The sequence below is a fragment of the Actinokineospora auranticolor genome (assembly GCF_002934265.1).
Classification (GTDB): Bacteria; Actinomycetota; Actinomycetes; order Mycobacteriales; family Pseudonocardiaceae; genus Actinokineospora; species Actinokineospora auranticolor.
Map to the genome: position 1 here is coordinate 70313 of NZ_PTIX01000016.1, position 25045 is coordinate 95357.

The 25045-nt window shown below is 72.2% G+C and carries 18 protein-coding genes; 9 read left to right on the forward strand and 9 right to left on the reverse strand.

The features are described from left to right. Positions 1–90 precede the first annotated feature (90 nt). The 6 genes from CLV40_RS25155 to CLV40_RS25180 all read left to right on the forward strand — a co-directional run bounded on the left by CLV40_RS25155 (position 91) and on the right by CLV40_RS25180 (position 10957). Complete coding sequence (locus tag CLV40_RS25155; RefSeq protein WP_104481455.1) at positions 91–1329, forward strand: cation:proton antiporter domain-containing protein; 1239 nt, start codon at positions 91–93, stop codon at positions 1327–1329. Positions 1330–1878: 549 nt separating this feature from the next. Further along, positions 1879–2505 carry a hypothetical protein gene (locus tag CLV40_RS25160; RefSeq protein WP_104481456.1) on the forward strand — a complete coding sequence of 209 codons (627 nt, stop codon included), beginning with the start codon at positions 1879–1881 and terminating at the stop codon, positions 2503–2505. Positions 2506–2509: 4 nt separating this feature from the next. Next, a complete protein-coding gene (locus CLV40_RS25165; RefSeq protein WP_104481457.1) occupies positions 2510–4516 on the forward strand; it encodes a hypothetical protein in 2007 nt (668 codons plus the stop codon). A gap of 6 nt (positions 4517–4522) precedes the next feature. After that, the gene (locus tag CLV40_RS25170) at positions 4523–9406 is read left to right on the forward strand and encodes a DNA repair ATPase (RefSeq protein WP_104481458.1); all 4884 of its coding nucleotides are present in this window, start codon (positions 4523–4525) and stop codon (positions 9404–9406) included. A 17-nt stretch (positions 9407–9423) separates the two neighbouring features. After that, positions 9424–10080, forward strand: a complete 657-nt coding sequence (locus CLV40_RS25175; protein ID WP_104481459.1) for a hypothetical protein — start codon at positions 9424–9426, stop codon at positions 10078–10080. A 259-nt stretch (positions 10081–10339) separates the two neighbouring features. Further along, positions 10340–10957 (forward strand): signal protein, encoded by a 618-nt coding sequence (locus CLV40_RS25180; protein ID WP_146108235.1) that lies wholly within the window; start codon positions 10340–10342, stop codon positions 10955–10957. On the opposite strand, the gene CLV40_RS25185 is transcribed toward CLV40_RS25180, so the two are convergent. After that, on the reverse strand, positions 10958–11431 hold the full coding sequence (locus CLV40_RS25185; RefSeq protein ID WP_104481461.1) for a nuclear transport factor 2 family protein: 474 nt from the start codon (positions 11429–11431) through the stop codon (positions 10958–10960). A 102-nt stretch (positions 11432–11533) separates the two neighbouring features. On the opposite strand from CLV40_RS25185, the gene CLV40_RS25190 reads away from it, so the two are divergent. Then, positions 11534–12079, forward strand: a complete 546-nt coding sequence (locus tag CLV40_RS25190; RefSeq protein ID WP_104481462.1) for a TetR/AcrR family transcriptional regulator — start codon at positions 11534–11536, stop codon at positions 12077–12079. Positions 12080–12139: 60 nt separating this feature from the next. Here CLV40_RS25190 and CLV40_RS25195 read toward each other — a convergent pair whose 3' ends face one another. From CLV40_RS25195 to CLV40_RS25225, 7 genes are all read right to left on the reverse strand, one after another. Beyond that, complete coding sequence (locus CLV40_RS25195) at positions 12140–12493, reverse strand: 4Fe-4S dicluster domain-containing protein (RefSeq protein WP_104481463.1); 354 nt, start codon at positions 12491–12493, stop codon at positions 12140–12142. Further along, positions 12490–14049 carry an FAD-dependent oxidoreductase gene (locus tag CLV40_RS25200; RefSeq protein ID WP_104481464.1) on the reverse strand — a complete coding sequence of 520 codons (1560 nt, stop codon included), beginning with the start codon at positions 14047–14049 and terminating at the stop codon, positions 12490–12492. The genes CLV40_RS25195 and CLV40_RS25200 overlap by 4 nt, the downstream gene beginning before the upstream one ends. 15 nt (positions 14050–14064) lie before the next feature. Continuing rightward, positions 14065–14916: an ABC transporter permease gene (locus CLV40_RS25205; protein ID WP_374065056.1), complete on the reverse strand. Its 852-nt coding sequence runs from the start codon at positions 14914–14916 to the stop codon at positions 14065–14067. After that, on the reverse strand, positions 14913–15725 hold the full coding sequence (locus CLV40_RS25210; RefSeq protein ID WP_104481465.1) for an ABC transporter ATP-binding protein: 813 nt from the start codon (positions 15723–15725) through the stop codon (positions 14913–14915). The genes CLV40_RS25205 and CLV40_RS25210 overlap by 4 nt, the downstream gene beginning before the upstream one ends. Beyond that, complete coding sequence (locus tag CLV40_RS25215; protein WP_104481466.1) at positions 15722–16747, reverse strand: ABC transporter substrate-binding protein; 1026 nt, start codon at positions 16745–16747, stop codon at positions 15722–15724. The genes CLV40_RS25210 and CLV40_RS25215 overlap by 4 nt, the downstream gene beginning before the upstream one ends. Positions 16748–16788: 41 nt before the next feature. Beyond that, entirely contained in the window at positions 16789–18120 is a 1332-nt protein-coding gene (locus tag CLV40_RS25220; protein WP_104481467.1) for an LLM class flavin-dependent oxidoreductase, read from the reverse strand. Between the two features lie 111 nt (positions 18121–18231). Then, positions 18232–19407, reverse strand: coding sequence for an ROK family transcriptional regulator (locus CLV40_RS25225; RefSeq protein WP_181043725.1), 1176 nt, complete (start codon positions 19405–19407; stop codon positions 18232–18234). A gap of 218 nt (positions 19408–19625) precedes the next feature. Here CLV40_RS25225 and CLV40_RS25230 point away from each other — a divergent pair, with 218 nt between their 5' ends. Both CLV40_RS25230 and CLV40_RS25235 read left to right on the forward strand, forming a co-directional pair. Continuing rightward, entirely contained in the window at positions 19626–19955 is a 330-nt protein-coding gene (locus CLV40_RS25230; protein ID WP_146108236.1) for a hypothetical protein, read from the forward strand. Further along, a complete protein-coding gene (locus CLV40_RS25235) occupies positions 19952–23845 on the forward strand; it encodes a tetratricopeptide repeat protein (RefSeq protein ID WP_104481470.1) in 3894 nt (1297 codons plus the stop codon). Before CLV40_RS25230 ends, CLV40_RS25235 begins: the two co-directional genes overlap by 4 nt. On the opposite strand, the gene CLV40_RS25240 is transcribed toward CLV40_RS25235, so the two are convergent. Next, entirely contained in the window at positions 23842–24663 is an 822-nt protein-coding gene (locus tag CLV40_RS25240; protein WP_104481471.1) for a hypothetical protein, read from the reverse strand. The two genes, CLV40_RS25235 and CLV40_RS25240, sit on opposite strands and share 4 nt — an antisense overlap. Positions 24664–25045 lie beyond the last annotated feature (382 nt).

The window sequence follows — 25045 nt, forward strand, 5'->3', positions numbered from 1 at the left end:
CACGGAAAACCCCGCGGTACGACGGCATCGTCGTACCGCGGGGCACCCGCGTCTGCCATCGTGTCCGGGGAGAGATCCCTGGGGGAGATCATGACCACGCATCAGACCGTCTTCCTGTTCTTGGACCTGGCCGTCGTCGTCGCGCTCGCCCGCCTGGTCGGCGCCCTCGCCCGGCGCCTGGGGCAACCCGCGGTCATCGGCGAGATCCTGGCCGGTGTGCTGATCGGCCCGAGCCTGCTCGGCACCGGCGTGACCGACGTGCTGTTCCCCGCCGACGTCCGCCCACTGCTGTCCACCCTGGCCAACGTGGGCGTGGCGGTGTTCATGTTCGGCATCGGCGTCGAGCTGGACCGCGCCCTGTTGCGCGGCAAGGGGAAACTCGCGACCGCGGTGTCCCTCGCCTCGATCGCGCTGCCGTTCGCGCTGGGCGCGCTGCTGGCCCTGTACCTCGTGGGCAACCACACGGCGCCGCACCGGCTCGGGTTCGTCCTGTTCATCGGCGCGGCGATGTCGGTGACGGCGTTCCCCGTGCTGGCCCGGATCCTCGCCGACCGCGGCCTGTCGAGGACCCCCGTGGGCGGCATCGCCCTGGTGTGCGCCGCGGCGGGCGACCTGCTCGCCTGGTGCCTGCTCGCCGTCGTCGTCCTGGTTTCCGGCGGCGGTGGACAGTGGTTGTTCCTCTGGGGTCCGGCCTACCTCGTGGTGATGCTCTGGCTGGTCCGCCCACTGCTGCGCAAGGTGCTCACCGACCGCGTGCCGACCTCGGTGGCCCTGTCGATCCTGATCGCGGGTCTGCTGCTCTCCGGCGCCGCCACGGAGTGGATCGGCCTGCACTTCATCTTCGGCGCGTTCCTGTTCGGCGTGGTGGTCCCGCACGAGGGGACCAGCAGGCTGCGCGAGTCGGTGGTCGAGCGGATCGACCTGTTCAACGGGACGTTGTTGCTGCCGGTGTTCTTCATCGTGGCGGGGCTCAAGGTGGACCTGTCGGCCATCGGCGCCACCGGCGTGCTGGAGCTGGCGCTGGTCCTCGTGGCCGCCGTCACCGGGAAACTGGGCGGTGCCTTCGCCGCCGCGCGGCTCAACGGCATGCCGACCAGGGAGGCCGCCGGGCTCGGGGTGCTGATGAACACCCGGGGCCTGACCGAACTGATCATCCTGTCCGTCGGGCTGCGACTGGGGATGCTGGACCAGCGCCTGTACTCGGTCATGGTGGTGATGGCCATCGTCACCACCGCCATGGCGGGCCCGCTCCTGCGCCTCCTCGACCTGCCGACCGACCCGCCCGCCCCGGTGCACCGGCCGCGGACGGCCGCGGCCGCCGCCGAGTAGCCGGGCGGCGATAGTCCACGCGAAAGGAGCGGGTCCCGGTCGGTGCCGGACGCCTCGTCCGACCACCTGCTCGCCACCCGGTCGGGACAATGGTGGTTCCCATCGGAAAATGAACGCCATGTCTTGTCGCCGACCGGAACCGGGCTGGGGTGCGCGGGCGCGGGCCGCCACCGGGTCGTCACGCTGTTCGCGGTGTCCACAGTGGCCACACCGTAGGCGTCGGGAGCGACCCACCGCGCACGAGCCGATCGACACCCGCGTCCGCCCATCGGACGCCACCACCTGGCTCGCCCGCACCCGCGAGCCGGGTGGTTCCGCCCGGCTCGCGCCGGGTGCTCCACTCCGGACAGTTCGATGACGTGAAACCGATTCGCGGCAAGCGCGTCGTTCGCCCTTGGCGGACCGCGACCGGACAGGATCTCTCCGCGTCGGGAAATCGGAACAAACGGACACGATCCACCGATCCTTCGCCTGCTGAGCGAATTTTCCGAAACCCCCCACCCGGGAGGTGTTCACCGGGTAATTTCCCCTCAGTGACGAGGAGGCTGGATGGGTGAGTTCGTCGGGGCGGCGTTGAGCTTCCCGGCCGTGCTGTTCAGCTTCCTGCTCGTCGTGGTCGTCGGCTACTGGCTGCTGGTGCTCGTCGGGCTGTCCGAGATAGACCTTCCCGGTGCCCCGGACCCCGACGGCATCGGGCTGGGCGGCGTGCCGCTGACCGTCGCCGTGTCCGTGGTGACGGTCGTGGCCTGGTTCCTCGCGCTGGTCTCCGGCGTGCTCCTCGACGACCTCGGCCTCGCGGGCGCCCTCCTGGTCATCGCCCGCGCGGTGGCCCTGGTCGTCGTGCTGGTGGTCGCGCTGCTGGTCACCAGGCTTGTCGTCATCCCGTTGCGGAAGGCGTTCCCGGAGGACGCCGGGCCCAAGCGGGCGGACTTCGTCGGGCTGGTGTGCGTCGTGCGCACCGGGTCGGTGGACCGGACCTTCGGGCAGGCCGAGGTGACCTCGGTCGACGGGTCCTCCGCCGTCATCCAGGTCCGGCAGCCCGGAGTGGAGCCGCTGCGGGCGGGCAGCACCGCCGTCATCCACGACTACGACCCGGTGGGCGAGTTCTTCTGGATCACCCCGGTCGACCTGACCCCCCTCGCGGACCCCCGCGACCAACCACGGCCAAGGGACTAGAAGCATGGACGTCATCTCCACCGGGCTGGGTGTGCTGCTCGGCGTCATCCTCCTCGTCGTCATCGTCCTGCTGTTCCTGATCGGCAGGCTGTTCCGCAAGGTCGACCAGGGCAAGGCGCTGATCGTGTCGAAGGTGAAGAAGGTCGACGTGACCTTCACCGGCGCGGTCGTGCTCCCGGTGCTGCACAAGGCCGAGGTCATGGACATCTCGGTGAAGACCATCGAGATCAACCGGGCGGGCACCGAGGGGCTGATCTGCCGGGACAACATCCGCGCCGACATCCGGATCACGTTCTTCGTGCGGGTCAACAAGACCGTCGAGGACGTCATCAAGGTGGCGCAGGCGATCGGCACCGCGCGGGCCAGCGACGAGCAGACGTTGCAGGTGCTGTTCAACGCGAAGTTCTCCGAGGCGCTCAAGACCGTCGGCAAGCACCTGGACTTCGTCGACCTCTACACCAAGCGCGACGAGTTCCGCGACCAGATCATCCGGGTGATCGGCACCGACCTCAACGGCTACAGCCTGGAGGACGCGGCGATCGACTACCTGGAGCAGACGCCGATGGCGCAGCTGGACGCGGCGAACATCCTCGACGCCCAGGGCATCCGCAAGATCACCGAACTCACCGCGGTCGAGCACGTGCGCACCAACGAGTACCGGCGCAACGAGGAGAAGGAGATCACCCGGCAGAACGTCGACGCCCGGGAGGCCATCCTCGAACTCGAGCGCAGGCAGGCGGACGCGGAGATCAAGCAGCGCCGCGAGATCGACACCATGCGCGCCCGGGAAGAGGCCGAGACGCAGAAGGTGCAGGCCGAGGAGCGGCTCAAGGCCCAGGGCGCGAACCTGCGCACCGACGAGTCGCTCGGCATCCAGGCGGAGAACCAGGCCCGCGAGATCGCCGTCGCGCAGAAGAACCGCGAGCGGGTCATCGCGATCGAGACCGAGCGGATCGAGAAGGACCGGCTGCTGGAGGTCATCTCCCGCGAGCGCGAGACCGAGCTGTCGCGGATCGCCAAGGACAAGGAGGTCGAGGGCGAGAAGCGCGCCGTCGCCGAGGTCGTCCGGGAGCGGATCGCGGTCGACCGGACGGTGGCCGAGCAGGAGGAGAACATCAAGCGGCTGCGCGCGGTCGAGGAGGCCGAGCGCGGGCGCCAGGCGCTGGTGATCGCCGCCGAGGCCGCCGCGCAGGAGAACCTGGTCAAGGACATCAAGGCCGCGGAGGCGGCCGAGGCCGCCGCCAAGCACAAGGCCCGCGAGGAGATCGTGCTCGCCGAGGCCCGCCAGCAGGCCGCCGAGCTGGACACCCGCGCGCAGATCCGGCTCGCCGAGGGCGAGCAGGCCCGGGCCGCCGCGACCGGGCTCGCCGAGGTGCAGGTGCGCGAGCGCGACGCCGCCGCGATCGAGAAGGTGGGTCGCGCGGAGGCCGCTGTCGCCCGCGAGAAGGCGATGGTCGAGGCCGCCGCGATCCGGGAGAAGCTCAAGGGCGAGGCCGAGGGCCTGTCAGAGAAGGCGGGCGCGCTCGCCGCGATGGACGACGCGACCCGCGAGCACGAGGAGTACCGGCTCCGGCTGGAGGCGGACACCTCGGTGCGGCTGCGCGGGATCGACGTGCAGCGCGAGGTCGCCGAGGCGCAGGCGATGGTGCTGGCCGCCGGGCTGGAGAAGGCCGACATCGACATCGTCGGCGGCGAGTCGATGTTCTTCGACAAGATCGTCGGCGCGGTGTCGCTCGGCAAGAGCGTCGACGGCTTCCTGGACCACTCGGAGACGGCGCGCACGCTGGCCCGGCCGTGGCTGGACGGTTCGTCGAGCTTCACCGACGACCTGCGCGGCCTGCTCGGCTCGCTCGGCAGCGAGGACGTGAAGAACCTGACCGTGTCGGCGCTGCTGCTCAAGATGATCAACTCGGACGGCGGCGAGTCCGGCAAGCTCCGGGAGCTGCTCGGGCACGCGCAGCGGTTAGGGGTGGCGGACAAGCCGGTGGCCGCCCTCGCCGCGAGCCTGTAGCACCCGATGACCGACACCACGGAGACCACCGGGCCCGCGCTCGACGCCGGTACCTACGAGGTCCTGCGGGCCCGGCTCGGCGAGCAGGCCGCCGAGCTGGCCCGGCGGGCCGAGGCGCTCAACGACGACCGGCTGCGCGTGTTCGGCGGCACCGAGCTGCGGCTGGTCGGCACCGAGCGGATCCGCACGGAGAACAACTGCGTCCCGCGCGACATCATCTCCGTCGACGGGCTGATGCTGTTCGGCTACAACGTGTTCATCGGCCTCAAGCCGGAGACCTCGGTCGACGACGTGTTCTCCCTGCACCGCTTCGCCCGCGACGGCGAGGCGTTCCGCTTCGAGGCGGCGGGGCCGGACGAGCTGCCCGAGCTGTTGCGCGGGGAGGGTTTCCGGCGCGACTTCGGCGAGCTGTACCGGTACTACCGCGAGACCAGGCTGCTGCAGCTGCGGCACGTCGAGGGCAAGCTGCTCGCGGTGTTCCAGACCGGGCCGCGCACCGAGGACGTGAAGGTCCTGCGCTGGAACATCGCCCCCGGCGGCGCGGTGTCCTATGCGGACAACCGCGGCGAACGCGACCACGTGTTCCCGCCCGCGCAGGACTTCGAGTGGGTCGAGACCACGCGTGACGACCACGTGCTCGGCCGGTTCCCGCACATCTCCATCCTGGGCAAGGTCTTCGTGGAGACCGTGCGCGGCGACCTGACCGTCAAGGTCGAGAACAACACCGAGACCGGCGAGGGCATCTACGCCGAACCGGTCGCCGAGCCGTTGCAGAGCCTCGCCGACGCGGACGTGTACTACGCCGAGGTCGGCTCGCTGATCCTCCTCCGGATCCGCCCCTACAACGAGACCGAGTGGCGGCACCTGGTCTTCGACACCCGCGCCCGCTCGGTCGTCCGCCTCGACGGCATCGGCCAGGCCTGCCGCAGGCTCCCCGAGGACCAGGGGATCATCTTCCCCGGCGGCTACTACCTGGCCACCGGCGTGCACAAGACGTTCGACACCGAGGTGGCGAGCCTGGAGTACGAGCGCGTCATCCGCTCGCCCAACGGCGAGGACGTCCTCTACGCCTTCCACGCCCGCGAGGAGGGCCGCACGCTTCTGCTGCCCTACAACGTGATCCGCAAGGAAGTGGCCAACCCGCTGGTCTGCCACGGGTACTCGCTGTTCGACGACGGCACCCTCGTGGTGTTCCGCGCGACGTCCGAGGAACCCACCCGCGTGCACCCCATGCAGGTCTGGCAGACGCCCTACCTGTCCGACACCTACGCCGCCGCGCGGCCCGTCGGCACCGGGCCGCTGGAGCGGGTCGGCAACGCGGACCTGGTGCGCGGCATCTCCGACTGCCTGTCGGTGGCCCAGATGGTCGGCGACATGGCCCCGTCGACCGCGGTGTTCGAGGCGCTGATCACGACCTGCGCGCGCGTGTTCGACCACTACCACTGGCTCGGCGAGGCCGACCTCGGTGACCTGCGCACACCGCTGGCCCAGGTGCGTTCCACCGCCGAGCAGGTGCTCGACGAGTTCGAGACCGTGCAGGCCCTCACCCGCCAGGCCGCCGACGCCCTCGCCGAGGCCGGTGCCCAGGTCGGCGCGCTGGTGCGGTCCGCGCGCGGCGCGGCGCCGAAGTCGGCGGACGGGTGGGTCGCCCAGCTCGCGGACCTGCGGCGGGCCCAGGGCAGGCTCGTCACCCTGCGGGAGCGGCGGTACCTCGATCTGGCCACAGTGGACTCGTTGACCGCGGAGCTGGCCGCCGAGCTGGTCTCCGCCGGGCAGCGAGCGGTGGCCTTCCTCGGTGGCGCGGACGCCTTCGCGGGCTACCACGAGCAGGTCGACCGGCTCGTGGCCGACGCGGCGGCCATCGGCACGGTGGCCGAGGCCGGACCGGTGGGGGAGCGGCTCGCGGAACAGGCCGAGGGGCTGGAGATCGTCACCGACGTGGTCGGTTCGCTCGACATCGCCGACGCCACCGCGCGCACCGCCATCCTGGAACGCGTCGGCGAGGTGCTGGGCGGGGTCAACCGGGCCCGCGCCACGCTCGCCGCGCGGCGCGGGGAGCTGCTGGCCACCGAGGGGCGGGCGGAGTTCGCGGCCGAGTTCGCGCTGCTCGGCCAGGCGGTCACCGGCGCGCTCGCGGTCGCCGACACGCCGCAGCGCTGCGACGACCAGCTCGGCAGGCTCATGCTCCGGCTGGAGAACCTGGAGTCGCGGTTCGGCGAGTTCGACGACTTCCTCACCGAACTCGGCGAGAAGCGCTCGGACGTCTACGAGGTGTTCTCCTCGCGCAAGCAGGCGCTGCTCGACGAGCGCGCCCGCCGCGCGGACCGGCTGGTCGAGTCGGCGGACCGGGTGCTCGGCAGCGTCCAACGCAGACTGTCTACTCTGGCCTCGCTGGACGACATCAACACCTACTTCGCCTCGGACCCGATGGTCGCCAAGCTGCGCGCGGTCACCGACGACCTGCGCGAGATCGGCGACCAGGTGCGGGCCGAGGAGCTCGCGGGCAGGCTCAAGGCCGCCCGGCAGGAGGCGGGGCGCGCGCTGCGCGACCGGCTCGACCTGTTCACCGACGGCGGCGACACCCTGCGGTTCGGCAAGCACGCCTTCGCCGTCAACACCCAGCCGCTCGACCTGACCCTGGTCCCGCACGACGGCGGCATGGCCTTCGCGGTGACCGGCACGGACTACCGCGCGGCCGTCACCGACCCGGACTTCGCCCAGACGCGCGGGTACTGGGACCAGCTGCTGGTCTCCGAGTCGCCCGAGGTCTACCGCGCCGAGCACCTGGCCGCCGCGATCCTGACCACCGGTGACCTGGACGCGCTGCACGCGGCGGCCGTCGAGTCCGGCGGTCTGCTCGCGGCCGTGCGCGCCGCCGCCGAGTCGCGGTACGACGAGGGCTACGAGCGCGGTGTGCACGACCACGACGCGGCCCTGATCCTGGACGTCCTGCTGCGGCTGCACGCGGGCGCGGGTCTGCTGCGCTACCCGCCCGCCGCTCGCGCCGCCGCGCAGCTGTTCTGGGCGTTCGGCGCGGAGTCCGCCGCCAGGGACCGGTGGTCGGTGCGGGCGTCCTCGCTGGCCAGGGCCCGCGCGGCCTTCGGTCCGCCCGCCGCGATCGCCGAGCTGTGCGGGGAACTGACCACGGCGGTGGCGGGTTTCCTGCGGGTCGCGCCCGACGCGGCCGTGGGGGAGTACCTGTTCGAGGAACTCGCGTCCGCGCCGTTCGGGTTCGTCACCAGCGCGGGCGCGCGGACCGTGGTCGAGCGGTTCCACCGCGCCCTCGGCGGTAAGGACACCTCGTACGCCGAGGACCTGCGCGCGCTCGGCGACGACCTCGACGCGCGCCACCAGCTGGTCTCGGCGTGGTTGGGCGCGTTCCTCGCGACCACCGACATGTCCGATGTGGACCTTCCAGAAGCGGTGGCGCTGGAGCTGTGCGGTGACCTGCTGGCCCGGCACGACTCGTCCGCGGCGTTGGCCGAGCGGGTCGACGGCCTGCTCGGCGCGCACCCCCGGGTCGTCGACCGCGCGCTGCCCGTGCGGCTGGACGACCTGCTGGACCGCACCCGGCGGTTCCGGCTGGAGCGCGTCCCCGGCTTCCGCGACTACCAGCGCAGGCGCAACGAGCTGGTCGCCGCGGAGAAGCGGCGGCTGCGGCTGGACGAGTACCGGCCGAAGGTGATGAGCGCGTTCGTCCGCAACCGGTTGCTCGACGAGGTCTACCTGCCGCTGATCGGCGACAACCTGGCCAAGCAGCTCGGCGCGTCCGGAGTGGACAAGCGCACCGACCAGATGGGCCTGCTGCTGCTGATCTCGCCGCCCGGCTACGGCAAGACGACGCTGATGGAGTACGTCGCGAACCGCCTCGGCCTGGTCTTCGTCAAGGTCAACGGCCCGGCGCTGGGCCACGGCGTGACGTCGTTCGACCCGGCCGACGCGCCCAATGCCACGGCCCGGCAAGAGGTCGAGAAGATCAATTTCGCGCTGGAGCTGGGCAACAACGCGCTGCTGTACGTCGACGACATCCAGCACACCAACCCGGAACTGCTGCAGAAGTTCATCTCCCTGTGCGACGCCCAGCGGCGCGTCGAGGGGGTGTGGAACGGGCGCACCCGGACGTACGACATGCGCGGCAAGCGATTCGCGGTGTGCATGGCGGGCAACCCGTACACCGAGTCCGGTAAGCGCTTCCGCGTCCCGGACATGTTGTCCAACCGCGCGGACGTGTGGAACCTGGGTGACGTGCTGTCGGGCCGGGAAGAGTTGTTCGCGCTGAGCTACGTGGAGAACTCGCTCACCTCGAACCCGGTCCTGGCCCCGCTGTCGACCCGCGAGCGGTCCGATGTGGAGTTGTTCGTCCGCTTGGCCCAGGGCGATGACGGCGCCCGGGCGGACCAGCTGGCCCACCCGTACTCCGGCGTCGAGGTCGAGCAAATCCTCTCGGTCCTGCGCAAACTCCTCCGCGTCCAGCGGGTGGTGCTGGACAACAACCGCGCCTACATCGCCTCGGCCGCCCAGGCGGACCCGTCCCGCACGGAACCGCCGTTCGGCCTCCAGGGTTCCTACCGGAACATGAACAAGCTGGCCGAGCGCATCGTCCCGGCGATGAACGAGGACGAGCTGGAGGCCGTCATCGACGACCACTACCGCGGCGAGGCCCAGACCCTGACCGCGGGCGCCGAGGCCAACCTCCTGAAACTGGCCGAGATCCGCGGCCGCCTGACCCCGGACCAGGCCGAACGTTGGTCGGAAGTGAAGAAGGCCTACCTCCGCACCCAAGCCCTCGGCGGCGGCACCGACGACCCCATCAGCCGCGCCGTCGGCGCCGTCGGCCTCCTCGCCGACCGCGTCGAAGCCGCCATCGACCGGGCCGCGGGCCACCGCTGATCTGCGAGACTCCGGCCGTGCGTGAACTTTTCCCTGTCGACGGCGACAGCCTGGCGCGGTTCCTGACCCGCTGGTATGGCCCACCGGACCGGCAGTCCGTGCTTGACGGCAGCCGCGCTCCTGGGCCGCTGCGCGACTGGTTCGAGGTGACCTCTCGCTGGTCGACGCCGGTCGCCACCCAGAACCGCGTGCTGAGCGAGCCTTGGCTCGAGGACGGCAAGCTGGTCTTCTGGGAGGAGAACCAGGGGGCGTGGTCGTGGGCGATCGATGCCGACGGTGACGACCCGCCGGTCTATGACCGGGAGAACGTCGACGGCGCGGTGTGGCAGCCCACGGGCGAGCCGCTGTCGACGTTCCTGCTCCACGTCGCGGTGTTCGAGGCGGTGATGGGCTCGGCGTTCGGTGCCTGTGCCTGCGTTGTGTCGCAGGCACAGTGGGAGGGGATCGTGGCGCCGGTGCACCCGCTGCCGATGCCTGATTGGCGCTGGCCCGCCCGCGGCCATCGCCTGTACGCGGCGGACGGGCTGCTCGCCTTCGGCGGACCGAACCCCGGACCGGGCGAGACAGCCGAAACGGCGACCGCGCGCGAGGTGTGGGTGGCGGCCGACAAGCCCGCCCGTCTGGCGTACCTCACGAAGATCGAGAACCTGGAGTGGGACGCCTTCACCGCGTGAGACCGAGACGAGTCTCGGGATCGGCACGGTGGGCGGCGGCCGAGGGCTGTGCTCACCCTGTCCACTGTGGCCTTTGGCAGTGGCGACACGGCAGAGCACGCCGAGTCGCTTCGCTTCCGCGACGAGGAAGTCGTAGGGCGACCGGATGCTCACGATCCGTGCCGTGTGCCTGGTCTCATCCCGCGCGGGCTCGGGTCTCCTTACACTCCGGCCGTCGACCTCGTTCTCGGAGGTCCGGGCGCTGTCTGGGGAAGTGGACATGGTGTGGCGATGGTGGGCCGCCGCCGCGGTGGCCTTCGGGGTGCTCGCGGCCGGGTGCGCGACGGACGGGCAGCCGGTCCCGTCACCCGGGGTGAGCGGTGCCGTGCGCGCGCCGATCGACCTGGCCGAGACGCAGGGCCGCTGGTGGAGTTGGGCGGCGTCCCGGCCGAGCGGGTCCGACCCGGTCAGTGACCTCGTCGGCACCCAATGCCACGTCAACCAACCGGACGACCTGTGGTTCGTCGCGGGCACCTTCGGCGGCAAGGCCCACCGCCGGTGCGTGGTCCCCGCCGGTCGAGCACTGGTCGGTCCGGCGGTCAACCTGGTCAGCACCCCGGAGGACTGCCGCGACTTCCTCGACGCCGCCGAGGGCACCGTCACCCTCGACGGCGCGCCGGTCACCCTGCGGCGGACCGGGCCGACCCGCCTCACCGTGCGCGCCGTCGAGGGCAGCGCGATCTACGACGAGGCGGGCGACCACCGCGGTTGCGGCTGCGGCCTCTGGTTCGAGATCGAGCCGCCCGCGCCCGGGCCGCACGAGTTGCGGATCAAGGGCGGGTCCGACGGGCTCGCCGTCGAGGTCGTCTACGACCTCGTGGTCGGCGACCGGAGCTGATCAGCCCTCGGTGGCCAGGTTGTCCAGGAGTTCGTCAAGGCGGCCGAAGGCGCGGGCGCCCGCCAGGTGGTGGGCGTAGTCGCGGGACTCGACGATCAGGCCGTCGCGGACCCGGGTGATGAAGACGCAGGGCAGGGTGAAGTCGCGGCCGTCTCGGGTGATGGCGTAGCTGAACTCCTGGATCACCACCTCGGGGTCGTCGGTGCGGTGGACCACCTGGTCGACGACCTCGAACCGGTCGACGGCGGGGGTGCGGTCGGGGGCGCCGACGAAGTGCGCGCGCACTTCGGCCCGGGTGCGCAGCGGGGTGTCGCCGAGCGGGGCGAACGGGTGGCGGACGTCGGTGTCTTCGGCGTACAGCCCGGCCAACTCGTCGAACGCGGCGGCCTGCTCCCGGTCAGTGAGGCCACCGGAGATCAGGCGGGAGACCTCCGCGGTGACGGCGCGGACGACTTCGGTGGGAGTTCGTGGCATCTCATCCCCCAGGACGGGTAAGCGGAGTCTGGACTCTGGTTAGCCTACCGAAGTCCCCGCTCCGGTTACCCTGCTCCACACGGGCGAATCACGAGGAGGGCCATGCGCCAGGACGCGCGGGAGAACCGGGAGCGGATCCTGGCGGCGGCCGAGGACGTGTTCGGCACGCGGGGCGCGGCCGGGTCGACCGAGGAGGTGGCCCAGCGCGCGGGCGTCGGCATCGCGACCGTCTTCCGGCACTTCCCCACCAAGGACGCCCTGATCGAGTCCGCCCTGCTCCGCCACTACGAGCGGCTGGGCGAGCGGGCCCGCGCCCTCGCCGACCACCCCGACCCGGCTGAAGCGTGGCGGGCGCTCGTCCGCGCGCTGATCGAGACCGGCGCCACCAAACTGACCCTCGCGGCGACCCTGTCCGACCGCACCCAGACCCCCGCCGCGGCCATGCGGGCCGCCAAGCACCTGAAGACCGCGGTCGGCGACTTCCTCCACCGCGCCCAGGCGGCCGGTGCCGTGCGGGAGTCGGTCACGATCGACGAGGTCTACCTGCTCATCCGCGCCCTGGCCCAGGCCTGCGCCACCGCGCCCACCCCACCCGACACCCGCGACCGCGCCATCACGATCGTCCTCGACGGCCTGGCCCTGCCGTGACGGGCGCGGTGGAGTGGCGGCGGACCAAGGGGAGGGCACCTGGTCCGCCGCCACAGTCCCTCAGGAGATGAGCCTGGGACCGCTGGGCGTGAGGCTGGGGCCGACGGCGAGCGCGGCGCCGGGAGTTCGGCCCCGACCCCAGCCGAGGTGCGCCCGGTAGCTGCCGAGCAGACCCGTCTCGACCAGGTGCGCCACGTCGTGCTCCGGGGAACCCGGCGGCAGCGGCGTGGTGTGCGGGGCGACGTAGAGGGCGTCCGTCGGGCAGTTCGCCTCGCACTGGAAGCAGGTCTGGCAGTCCGACTGGCGCGCGATGACCGGCACGCCGTCGGCACCGAGGTCGAACACGTCGGTGGGACACACCTTGACGCACTTGTCGCACGACACGCAGCGTTCCGGGTCGAGGAGTTCGATCACGCGACGGCCTCCGTCCAGGTCCGGACGCGGTCCAGGCCCCCGCTGAGCACGCGGTGGTGCTGGGTCGGGTCCTGCTCGGGGAAGTCGAGCCGCTTGGCCATGCCCCGGCTCTCGGTGCGGGTCAGCGCGGAGTGGTACATCCACCGGGCGTGCGCGGTCATCGCGGCGGCGGAGCGCAGGCGCCCAGCCCCGGAACCGTCCGCGAAGGCGTGTTCCCGCAGCGCGGTCCACACACCATCCAGTTCGGACAGGGCCGCGCGCAGCCGGTCGCCGTGGCGCAGGTAGTTGATGTCGTACGGCAGCACTTCCCGCTGCACCAACCGGATCGCCTCGGCGGCCGACGGCGCGGCGCCGAATCCGGTGGGCCGCAACCCGGCCCCGCCCGCCGCGCGGACCGGACGGTCCCGGTGACGCCCCTCCGCGAGCGCGAAGGCCGCCGCGCCCGCCCCCGCCCAGGCACCCGAGGACATCGCCCACGCGGCGTTGTGGCTGCCGCCGCCGGTGAAACCCCCGCAGATCGGCTCACGGGTGGCCGCGTCGCCCGCCGCGTAGAGTCCCACGACGGTGGTGGCGCAGTCGTCGCCGGTGATCCGGATGCCGCCCGTGCCGCGCACCGTGCCCTCGGCCAGCAGCGTCACGGCGAACCGCTGGGTGAACGGGTCGATGCCCAGCCGGTCGAAGGTCAGGAAGAAGTTCGGCTGCGCCAGCCGCATCGCCCGTCTCGTCGGCTCGTCGGCGCGGTCGAGCACGCAGAACACCTTCTCCGACAACAGGGTCCGGGCGATCACCGACCGACCGCGCGCGCTGCCCGCGCCCTCCAGCACCTCCCCGTCGGCGCGGCTGAACGTGGCGTACGAGTAGAACGCGGTCTTGGTCACCGAGGTGTGCTCGGGGGCGATGCCGTACGCGTTGGAGAACTCCATGCCCGACAGCTCCGCGCCCACCTCGGCGGCGAACAGCGCCCCGTCCCCGGTGTTGACGTCACACCCCAACGCCTTGCTCAGGAAGGCGCACCCGCCCGTGGCCAGCACCACCGCGCCCGACCGCACCCGGTAGTCCGCGCCCTCCTGCCGCCGGTGTCCGACCGCACCCGCCACCGCGCCGTCGCGGTCGACCAGCAACTCGCGCACCGGGCTGTGGTCGAGCACCCGCACCCCCGCCCGGCGCACCAGGACCCGCATGCGCCGCATGTACTCCGGCCCCTGCAACCCGGTGCGCAGCGGCGCCCCGTCCGGGCCGGTGGGGAACGGGTAGCGGGCCACCTCGGCCAGTTCGTTCATCTGCGCGTACGTCTGGTCGAGCACCCGCCCCATCCAGCGGCGGTCGGCGAGGTAGCCGCCGAGCCCCTCCCGCGCGGCCATCGCGGCCTCGCGGGCCTCCGGGTCCGGCGGCACGTACCAGACGCCGGTACCCGCCGACGCGGTCGCGCCGCTGGTGCCGCAGTAGCCCTTGTCGGCCAGGACGACGTCCGCGCCCCGCTGGGCCGCGCGCAGGGCTGCCCAGGTGGCCGCGGGGCCGCCGCCGACCACGAGCACATCGGTGTCGAGGGTGGTCATGAGTCCTCCGGTCGGTCATGAGGTGGGGACGCGCCAGGACGTGAAGCGGCGCTCGACGGCGACGAGCGCCTGGTTGAACAGCACGCCGAACACCGAGAGCGTGACGATCCCGGCGTACATCCGCGGCACGGCGAAGTTGTACTGCGACGCGTTGATCAGCTGACCCAACCCGGCCTTGGCGCCGACCATCTCGGCGGCCACCAGCACCAGGATCGACACCGCGCCCGCCAGCCGGATGCCGGTGAACACCGTCGGCACGGCGGCGGGCAGCACCACCTTCTGGAACACCCGCGGCGGCGGCAGGTCCATCGACCGGGCCAGCTTCACCAGCGTCGGGTCGACCGTGCGGACCGCGCTGATCGTGTTGAGCAGGATCGGCCACGCGCAGGCGTAGAGCACGATGGCGATCTTCGAGGTCTCACCGATGCCGAGCAGCAGCACGAACACCGGCAGCAGCGCGAGCGCGGCGGTGTTGCGGAACACCTCCAGCAACGGCCCCAGGATGTCCGACACCCGTTTGTACCACCCGATCAGCAGCCCGAGCGGCACCGCGACCAGCACGGCCAAGCCGAACCCGCTCAGCGCCCGCACCAGGCTGGCCTCCAGGTGCGTGGTCAGCTCGCCGTCGAGCAGCAGCTCCCACCAGGCCACCGCGACCTCGCTGAACGGCGGCAGGAACGTCGGGTCGACCAGCTCGAAGCGGGGCGCCAGCTCCCACAGCAGCAGGAGCGCGGCGATCGCGGCGGTGCGGGTCACGACCGCGCCTGCCAGGCGGCGCAGGCGGACCAGGCCACCGGGTCGCCTGGCCGGGGCGGGGGTCGCGGGCGCGGGTATATCCACTGTGGATGGTAGCTCGGTGGTGGTCACAGCGCGGCCCTCTCCTTCTCGCGCGAGCGGGCGACCTCGTCGCGCAGCAGCGTCCAGATGTCGTGCCGGTACCCGGCGAACTCGGGCGTGGACCGGGTGTCCGCGCCCGCCGCGCGGCTGTCGAGCCCGATCGGCCGCACCTGCTTGATCCGCCCCGGCTGCGAGGTCATCACCGCGACCCGCTGACCGAGGTACACGGCCTCGTCGATGCCGTGGGTGATGAACACGACCGTCTTGCCGGTGCGCTCCCAGATCCGCAGCAGCTCCTCCTGCAGCGACTCGCGGGTCTGCGCGTCCAGCGCCGCGAACGGCTCGTCCATCAGCAGCACGTCCGGGTCGTAGGCGAGGCTGCGCGCGATGGCGACCCGCTGGCGCATGCCGCCGGAGAGCTCGTGCGGGTAGCGGCGCTCGAACCCGGTCAGGCCGACCAGGTCGAGGAAGTCCCGGGCCCGCGCGGCCCGCTCGCGGCGGGGCACGCCGGTGGCCTCCAGACCGAACTCGACGTTGCCCAGCGCGGTCCGCCACGGCAGCAGCGCGTACTGCTGGAACACGATGCCCCGGTCGAGACCCGGCCCGGTGACCGGTTTCCCGTCGACCAGCACCTGCCCGCTGGTCGGCTTCGTCAGTCCGGCAAGCAGTTCCAGCAGCGTCGACTTCCCGCAGCCGCTGGGCCCGACCACCGCCAGGAACTCGCCGGGTGCCACGGTCAGGTCGATCCCGTCGAGCGCGGTGAACGTGCCGGTGCCGCCCGCCTCGCGCACCGCGAAGGTCTTGCCGACACCCCGGAACTCGATCTTCGCGGTGCTCATCCGCCCGCCTGCCCCGACTTGTTGTACTGGTTGGTGTACAGGTCGGACGGCTTGAGCGACCCGGCCTCGACGTCACCGCGCTTGCCCAGCCAGTCCAACCACAGCGCGAACTCCTGGTCGCGGATCACCCCGCCCCGCTCGGCCACGCCGAAGGACTTCCAGAACGCCAGCGGCCCGGAGTCCTCGGACCGACCGCGCTTGGCCACGATGTCCCGCATCCGGGCGATCACCTGCTCGCGCGGGGTATCCCGCGACCAATCGAGAGCCTTGGCGACCCCGGTGACGAAGGTGGTCGTGGTGTTCGGGTTCTCCTGGACGAACCGCTTCGTCATCACGTAGGTGCCCGCGCTGAACGGGCCCAGCAGCTCGAAGTCGGTGAACAGCGGCCGCAGCCCGCCCGCCGCCAGTGCCTTGTCGCGCAGGATCCCGCTCAGCGCCGCCACCTGGATCTGGCGCTGCCGCAGCGATTGCTCGGTGTTGACCGGCGGCAGCGCCAGCCGCTCGACCTTCTTCGCCTCGTCGCCGGCGATCCCGGCGAGCTCCAGGTAGGTGTCCAGGATGGCCTCCGCGTGCGCGCCGAGGGTGTTCATCCCGACCTTCGCACCGGACGCGACCAGGTCGGCGGGCGTGCGGATCGGGCTGGAGTCCAGGACGAAGTAGCCCGTGTAGGAGTCCTTGTCGGAGCCGTAGTAGCTGATCACCGACACGATCGGCGCCTTGCTCGCCACCAGCTTCACCACCGCGCCGTTGAACGCGCCGCCGAAGTCGACCTGGCCGGTGGCCGCGGACTGGATGTCCTGCGGGCCGCTGGTGGTGTTGCCGACCCACTCCAGCTCCAGGTCGCCCAGGTACCCGAGGTCCTTGGCCAGCTCGGGCAGCGTGACCTGTCCGACCCAGCCCTGGTAGCGCAGCTTCTTGGTCTCGGCGCCGCCCGCCGCCTCGCCGCGCCCGCACGCGGTGACGAGCGCGGTCGCGCCGAGCGCGGTGAGGCCGAGGAAAGCCCTTCTGGATGTGGTGCGCACTTCGATGTCCTTCTGTGGTGGGAAAAGGGTGGACGGCGCCGTCAGACGGCGGAGGCGAGGTCGGCGAAGCCGTCGGCGGGGCGGGCGAGTCCGTAGTGCTCGCGCAGGGTCGTGCCGGTGTAGTCGTCGCGGAACAGGCCGCGCCGCCGCAGGATCGGCAGGACGGTGTCGACGAACTCGGTCAGACCGGAGGGCAGCAGCGGGGCCATGACGTTGAACCCGTCGGCCGCCCCGGTGGTGAACCACAGCTCGATGTGGTCGGCGATCCGCTCCGGCGTGCCCACGACGACGGTGTGGCCGCGTCCGCCGCCCAGCCGCGACAGCAGCTCGCGCAGCGTCGGGTTCTCCCGCTCGACCAGGTCCCGGACCAGCGCGAACCGGCTCTGCGCGCCGTTCACCCCGGTCACCGGCAGCGGCGGCAGCGGCCGGTCGAGCGGGTGCCCGGACAGGTCGAACCCCAGCATCTCCGACACCTGCGCCACCGCCCGCGCGGGCACGATCAACTCGTCGAGTTCACGGGCCAGGCGGTTCGCTTCCTCCTCCGTAGACCCGAGCACCGGCACCACCCCCGGCAGCACCTTCACCGAATCCGCGCCGCGACCGTGCCCGGCCAGCCTGCCCTTCAGGTCGGCGTAGAACTTCCGCGCCGACTCGACGGTCTGGTGCGCGGTGAACACCGCCTCGGCCCACCGCGCGGCGAACGCCTTCCCGTCCTCCGACGACCCGGCCTGCACCAGCAGCGGGTGGCCCTGCGGCGACCGGGTCGAGTTGAGCGGGCCGCGCACCCGGTGGAAGCGGCCCTCGTGGCCGATCTCCCGGACCTTGGCCGGATCGACGAAGCGCCCGGTCTCCCGGTCGGCCAGGACCGCGTCGTCGGCCCAGCTGTCCCACAGTGCCGTGACCACCCGCAGGTACTCGTCCGCGCGCTCGTAGCGCTCGGCGTGGTCGGGCGCGCCGGGCAGGGAGAAGTTCTGCGCGGACCGGTCGCCCGCGGTCGTGACGATGTTCCACCCCGCGCGACCACCGCTGATGTGGTCGAGCGAGGCGAACCAGCGGGCCAGGTTGTACGGCTCGCTGTAGCCGGTGGACACCGTGGCGATCAACCCGACCCGCGAGGTCACCGCCGCCATCGCGGTCAGCAGCGTGAGCGGCTCGAACACGTGCGCCGCCGTGTGCTCGACGTCGCCCCAGACCTGCACGCCGTCGGCGAGGAACACCGAGTCGAACCCGCCTGCCTCGGCGATCCGGGCCAGCTCCTGGTAGTGGCGGACGTCGCCCAGGCGGGCCGGGTCGGTGACCGGGTGCCGCCAGGCGGCCTCGTGGTGACCCACCCCCATGAGGAAGGCGTTGAGGTGCAAACGGCGTACGGACATGCGCGCTCCAAGCGTGCGAATGGGGAGGCACACCGCATTCGACGCGGTGCTGCGAAGTGGTCCCATCCTGTTTCAGCCCGTCGCGACCGGTCAACTATGCGACCGGCGAAATTAACTCCGGCCCATGAAGTGGGAAGTCCGCACCGCCCCTATCGGATCCGCGTACACCTCGGCCAGAGCGACCCCGGCCGCCGACACGGCCAGGATCTCGGCAGGTGGGAACGCGCTCGCCCGGATCGAGGTGGTGGGGGAGGAGCACAGCAGCGACCGCCGACCGACCTCGGCGCGGATCGCGTCAAGGCATTCCGGGATGGCCGAGGCGCCCAATTCCGCGACGATCAGCACATCGGGGTTGACGATGTCGTACAACAGCGCGGCGGCCCGGCCGACGATCCCGCCGCGCGCGACGAACAATTCCCGCGCCCGCGCGTCCCCGCCCTGGGCTTTGCCCAGCAGGTCCCAGAACGACGCGCCCGACACCCGCCGCGCCCACGCCTGGTCCGCCACCGTGGCCTCGAAGCAGCCGGTGTGCCCGTCGGGGCAGGGGATCGCCGGGTCGCCGACCGGCAGGTGGGCGACCACCCCCGCGCCCGAGCGCGGCCCCCGGTGCACCTCCCGTCCCGTGCGCACGGCGGCGTCGACCACGTTGCCCACGAACAGGAACAGCACCGACTGCTCGGGGTCGACGTCACCGAACAGCCCCTCGGCCTGCACCAGACCGCGCGTGTGGTTGTCCACGTGCACCGGCAGCCGGACCCGGTTGGCCACGATGTCGCGCACCGGCACCGACCGCCACCCGAGGGACGGGTGCGAGACCAGCACGCCCTGGTCGGCGTCGACCCAGCCGCCGGTGGCGACACCGACCGCCCTGGTCCGCCCGGGTTCGACCCACCGCGCGGCGACCGCGGCCACCGAGTCGACGGCCGCGCCGGGGGAATCGCCGCGGTACTCCACGCGCCGCTGGCGGATGATCCGTCCACACAGGTCGGCCACCGCCACGGTGCCGAACTCGTGCGCGAGGTGCACCCCGATCACCTCGCAGGCCCGGGGGTTCACCGCGAGCGGCACGTGCGGCCTGCCCACCCGCCCGTCGGGCCTGCCCTCGGTCTCCCGGATCAGCCCGGTGTCCAAGAGGACCGCGCTGTGCCGGGTCATCGTCGACCCGCTCATGCCGACCAACCGCCCCAGTGCCCGCCGCGACAGCGGACCGTGGCGCAACACCGCGCGCAGCATCATCGCCGTACTGGACGCGAACCGGTCTTCGCCGGGTACCGAGATCGCGGACATCCCCCGATGCTCGCACGATCCGCCGCGCGCGGAACCCGCGTCCACAGCGCGGAACCACTTGCGCCGGACCGCGCACCAGGCGCTTGGGCCGTTCGGGGGGTGTTTCCCGACCGGCCCGGGAATCCCGACCACTCGAACGCGCGGGTGCGTTCCGCGCATACCGCCCACCGGCGCGCGCGAACCGTGCATGATCGAGACAACGACGGCCGGAGGTGCGGGTGGCGAACCGGAGACGGGTCTGGGTGATCGGCGCGGCGGTCGCCACAGCGGTGGTGGTCGTGGCCGGGGTGTGGCTGGTCCGCGCGCTGGTCGGGTACTTCCGGCTGCCACTGGACGAGCGGGACTCGCAGGCGAGCGTGGTGAGCATGTTCATCGGCGGCGCGTCGCTCGTGCTGGGGCTGGTGTCGCTGGTCGTGACCCTGGCGCAGTCCCGGCGGGCGCCCGCGCCGACCCAGACCATCACGGCGTCCGGGGGCGGGATCGCGCAGGGCGTGATCGGCGGCGACATCGTCAACCACCCGGCGGGCCCAGGTCGGGAGCACCGGTGACGGCCGCGGACGGCGCCGTCCAGCACGTGACCGCCACCGGCGGCTTCGCCTACGGCGTGATCGGCGCGGACATCCACGTCCTGGGCGACGGCGCGCCGCTGTACCTGCTCCGGCGCTGGTCACCGCCGACGCCCCCACCCGACGCGTGGCTGCGGGAGGTCCCCAGCCGACTGCTGCACGCCCGCAGCGCGGTGGTCGGGTTCACCAGCCGCGCCGACGAACTCGACCGGCTCCGGGCCTGGCGCGACGCGGACGGCGACCTCGCCGCGCACTGGTTGCACGGCCCCGGCGGCGCGGGTAAGACCCGTCTCGCCGACCGGCTCGCGGCCGAGTCCGACGCGGCGGGCTGGCTGGTCGTCACCGCCACCCACGGCCCGGGGGCCGTCGCCGTCGCGCCGGGCAGCCAGGACCTGCGTGTCGACGGGAAGGCCGGGGTGCTGCTGGTCGTCGACTACGCCGACCAGTGGCCGCAAACCCACCTGCGGTGGCTGCTGAGCAACGCGCTGTTCGCCCAACCCGGCACGCGGACCCGGCTGCTGCTGATCGCCCGAACCGACACCGCCTGGCCCGCCGTGCGCGGCGCGTTGGTCGCGTTGCGCTCCCGGACGTCCTCTTCGGCGCTCACGACCCTGCCACCGGCCGACCGCACGACCATGTTCACCGCCGCCCGCGACGCCTTCGCCCCCTACTACGACCTGATTGACCCGGCGGACGTGCGGCAGCCACCCGACCTCGACGGCAACCCCGAGTTCGGTCTCACGCTCGCCGTGCACATGACGGCCTTGGTCGCCGTGGACGCGCACGCGGCCAGTCGCACCCCGCCCGCCGACCTGGCGGGCACGACCGCGTACCTGCTCGACCGCGAACACCTGCACTGGCACCTCATGCACGAACGCCGCGACGGCTACCGCACGACCCCCGAGGCCATGCACCGGGTCGTGTTCACCGCGACGCTGACCGGCGCCCAACCCCTCGCCGCCGCCGAGCGCGTCGTCGCCGACCGCCTGGACCTGCCGGACGACGCCGTCGGCGACCACGCCGCGTGCTACCCGCCGGAGGACGGCGCGGCCCTGGAACCGCTCTACCCGGACCGCCTGGCCGAGGACTTCCTCGCGCTCACCCTGCCGGGCCACGACGCGGACCACCCGGCCGCGCCCTGGGCGGCCGAGACGGCGCGGGCGGTCCTCGCGCGGGTGCCGACGAGCCGTGAGCCCGCCGACTGGACACCCCGCGCGGTCACGTTCCTGGCCGCCGCGGCGCACCGCTGGCCGCACGTCGCCGAGACGTTGTTGCTTCCCCTGCTGCGCCGTGATCCGCACCTGGCCGTGGCGGCGGGCAGTGGCGCGTTGGGCGTGGTCGCGACCATTCCGGGGATCGACCAGACCACGCTGACCGGCATCATCGAACGGTTCCCCGCCGCGGTCGACCCGGACCTGGCGGCCGGGGTCGCCGCGGTGGCCAATGTCCACATCGGACGTAGGCTGGTCGAGGAGACCGATCTCGCGACCAAAGCGGTGTTGTACGGCGCGCTCGGGTCCCGATTGCTCGCCGCGGACCGGTTCGACGAGGCGCTGGCGGCGTTCACCGAGTGCGTGGCGCTGCGCCGCGAACTGCACGCCGCCGATCCCGACGCCCACGCGGGCACCTTGGCGGCGGGCGTGGACAACCTGGGCATCGCCATGGCGAGCCTGGGCCGCCGCGACGAAGCCGTGCGGCTCGGGGAGGAAGCGGTGGCGGCGCACCGCGCGCTCTTCGCCGTCGACCCGGAACGGTTCGCCGTCGCACTGTCCCGGTCGTTGGGGAACCTGGCGAGCCACTACACGGCCGTGGGCCGGGTGCGGGAGGCGGAAGCCGTCTCCGACGAGGCGATCGCGCTGCCGCGAGACCCCGACGAGTCCCCCGACGAGTCCGTGGCGCTGCTGCGCGTTCACGGCACTCGCCTGAGGGACAAGGGGGAGTGGGCGGCGGCGGTCGCGGTGTTCGAGGAGCGGGTCGCGCTGCTGCGTGAACTGGTCGAGGCGAACCGGCTCGTCCACACGCCCGACCTGGCCATCGCCCTGGGCGACCTCGGGACGGCGTTGGCGGACGCGGACCGGCACCCGGCGGCGCTGGAGTCGACCGTCGAGGCCGTCGCCCTGTTCCGCGGCGTCGCCACCGAGGACAACAGCACCCAACGCGTCCACCTGGCCGTCACGCTGACCCACCTCGCGGACCGGCTCGCCACCGCGCAGCGGCCCCAAGAGGCCGTGGACGCGGCGGAGGAGGCCGTGGCCATCTTCCGCGTGGAGGCCGAACGCAACCCGACCGCGCACGCGGTGAGCCTGGCCGAGGCGCGCGCCGCCCTGGCGGTCGCGCAGGCGCGCGCGGGCAGGCGCGCCGACGCGGTGCGGACGGCGGGGGAGGCCGTGGCGGGCCTGCGCGGCCCGGCCGCGACCTACCCGGACCGGTTCGAACCCCGGCTCGCGATCGCGTTGGGAAACCACGCCACCGACCTGGCGACCGCCGGTCGCCCGGCCGAGGCACTCGCGGTCGCCGCGGAAGTGGTGGCGCTGCGCAGACGACTGGCCGCGCGCGACCCCGAGCGCGAGACGGCCGGTCTCGCCGCCGCGCTAAGCGACTTGGGCGCCAGGCTGACCGAGAACGGCAGACCCACCGACGCCGTCACCGCCGCGGCGGAGGCCGTCGAGCTGAGCCGCGCCCTGCTCGACGCGGGCGAACTCGCGGGCACGCGGCGGTTGGACAAGGCCCTCACCGCCCACGGCCTGGCGCTGGTGGACGCGGGCCGCCCGGCCGAGGCGGTGGCGGCGCTCACCGAGTCGGTACGGCTGTGCCGGTCGCTCGTCGAGGCGGACACCGCGGACTCCGCCGGGAGCCTGGCCACGGCACTGGTCAACCTGAGCCTCGCGCTGGCCGCGTCGGGTCGGTCGACCGAGGCGCTCGCGACGGGGGTGGACGCGATCGCCGCGCTGCGACCGCTGGCCGCCGCGGTCCCCGAGGTGTTCCGGCCGCACCTGGCGAGGGCGCTGGCCAACCACGGCGAGCTGCTGGCGGAACTCGACCGCGTCCCCGAGGCGGTGACCGTGCTGCGCGAGTCGCTGGCGCGCTACCGGGACTTGGCCGCGGTGGAGGAGGGCTTCGAGTTCGACGTGGCACACGGATCGGCCCGGCTGGGCGCGGTGCTGTACCGACAGGGCGAGCACACCGAGGCGGCCACCATCCTCAAGGACGCGGTCGTCCGACACCGAGCACTGGCCGCCGCCGAACCCGCCGCGTTCACCTTGCCCCTGGCCAGGACGCTGCGGTTGTCGGCATTGGCCACCGCGCGCGCGGGCGGCGACCGCGACGCGGCTCTACGTGAGGCCGAAGAATCGTTGGCGCTGCTGCGTTCCCTATCGGCCTCCCCGGACGACATCGCCGACGCGCTGGAGCTGATCGAACTCCTCCCGATCATCCCCGCACCACCACGGCCCGATCCGGAACTGGCGCGGACCCGGGAGGTGCTGCGCCGCTCACACACCGCGTCGAGGTGGCTCGGCCTGCGGCTGCTGGTGCCCGCCGCGCTGTACACCGCCGTCGGGGTCTTCACAGCTGTGCGGGGCGCCGTGCCGGTCACCATCGCCACCGCCTTGGTCGTGGCGGTCGCCGTGCTGTCGGCCTTGATGTTCGCGCTACGCAGCGACTACGCGACCGTGCCGTTCTCGGTATTCGCGGTCTGCACGGACACCAAATCGGCGGTGCTGCTACTCGGCATCGCCGCCATCACCTGGTTCGACCGCATCGTGACCGACCCAGGGCTCTGGATAACCTTCGCCGCCGCCCTGATCGTCGCGACATTGAGCGCGGTGTGGGCCCGGATATCAGTCGAGTCCGTGATCGGCAGAGTGGGCTAGGCCCGATCGTCGCGTAGCGCGCGGGCGTGGACCATGCCCTGCTCGTGAGCGGGCCGGTCCGGGTGCTCGGCGGGCATGAGGTGCAGTACGACCTCACCCTGCTCGATGAGTTCGTCAAGGTCTTCACGAACCCCGAACCGCCGAAACCGCGCGTCAAGGGCACTGCAGAGCGAGCGAGTCGCCTGAAGGCGGTGCTCGGGGCCCGCGTCCGCGAGCGCGTCCCGCGCCACCGCGAGAGCTTCAGCCAGGTCGGCATCGGCAGTGAACTCGGCGAACCGACCCAACAGGTTCGCCCCCAACATCTCGCGAGCGATGAACCGCTGAGGCGACCCAGGTTCGGTAGTGCCCAGCGCCGCCCGCCAAAACGCAACCGCCGCATTGCGATGGGGGAGCGACCCGAACACCTCCGCCCGTACCGAAAGCCCCACACCCACAAGCTGGCGGTGGCGGCCCGCGTCAGGATGACCGGGCGGCAGCGCCGCAAGAGCGTCCTGCCACAACCCCAGCGCTTCCTCGCAGTCGCCCCGATCGGTGGTGGCGACACCCCGAGGCATCAGCGCACTGGCAAGCTGAGCCTGCTGCCGAGGATAAGTCGGATCGTCGGGTGACAGGATCGCCAGCACTTCCCGGTGCGCTTCGACGGACCTGGTGATGTCGTCGAGGTCGCCAAGCCGCTCAAACCGCAGCCGCAGCAACACACCGAGGTTCTCCACCGCCTCGACCCGCTCGGGAAGCCCTATGGGCGCCACTTCCCTCAACGCACTCAACGCCACCACCGCGTCATCCAACGCCTGAAGATCACCAACGTTCTCAAACACGCTCTGAGACTCTCAGCGCATCTGACGGCACCAACGAACAGATAGTAGCCAAGCGGTCACCGGTTGTCCGGCGGTTGGCGAAGAATCGCTAGCGTGACACCCCGGAGAATGCAAAGTGTTTTCGTATTCGTGCTCGGCCGCGTCATGAGCGAGGCGTTCGAACTCGTTTCCTCGACATCGGCGTCTCCGCCTGCGCGCACCGACGGCGTCCGCCTTCCCCTGAGTTCCCGGAATGGCGGTCGGCACCTGCGCCTGCGGAACGACATCGCGCCCTGGTGTGATCGGTCGGAGCGATGACTGGGCGTCGGTGGTTTCCGTGGCTGGCGGAGGTGCTGGCCGTGAGGGCGACCAGATGGGCTTGTCCCGGCACGCCGAGCCCCAT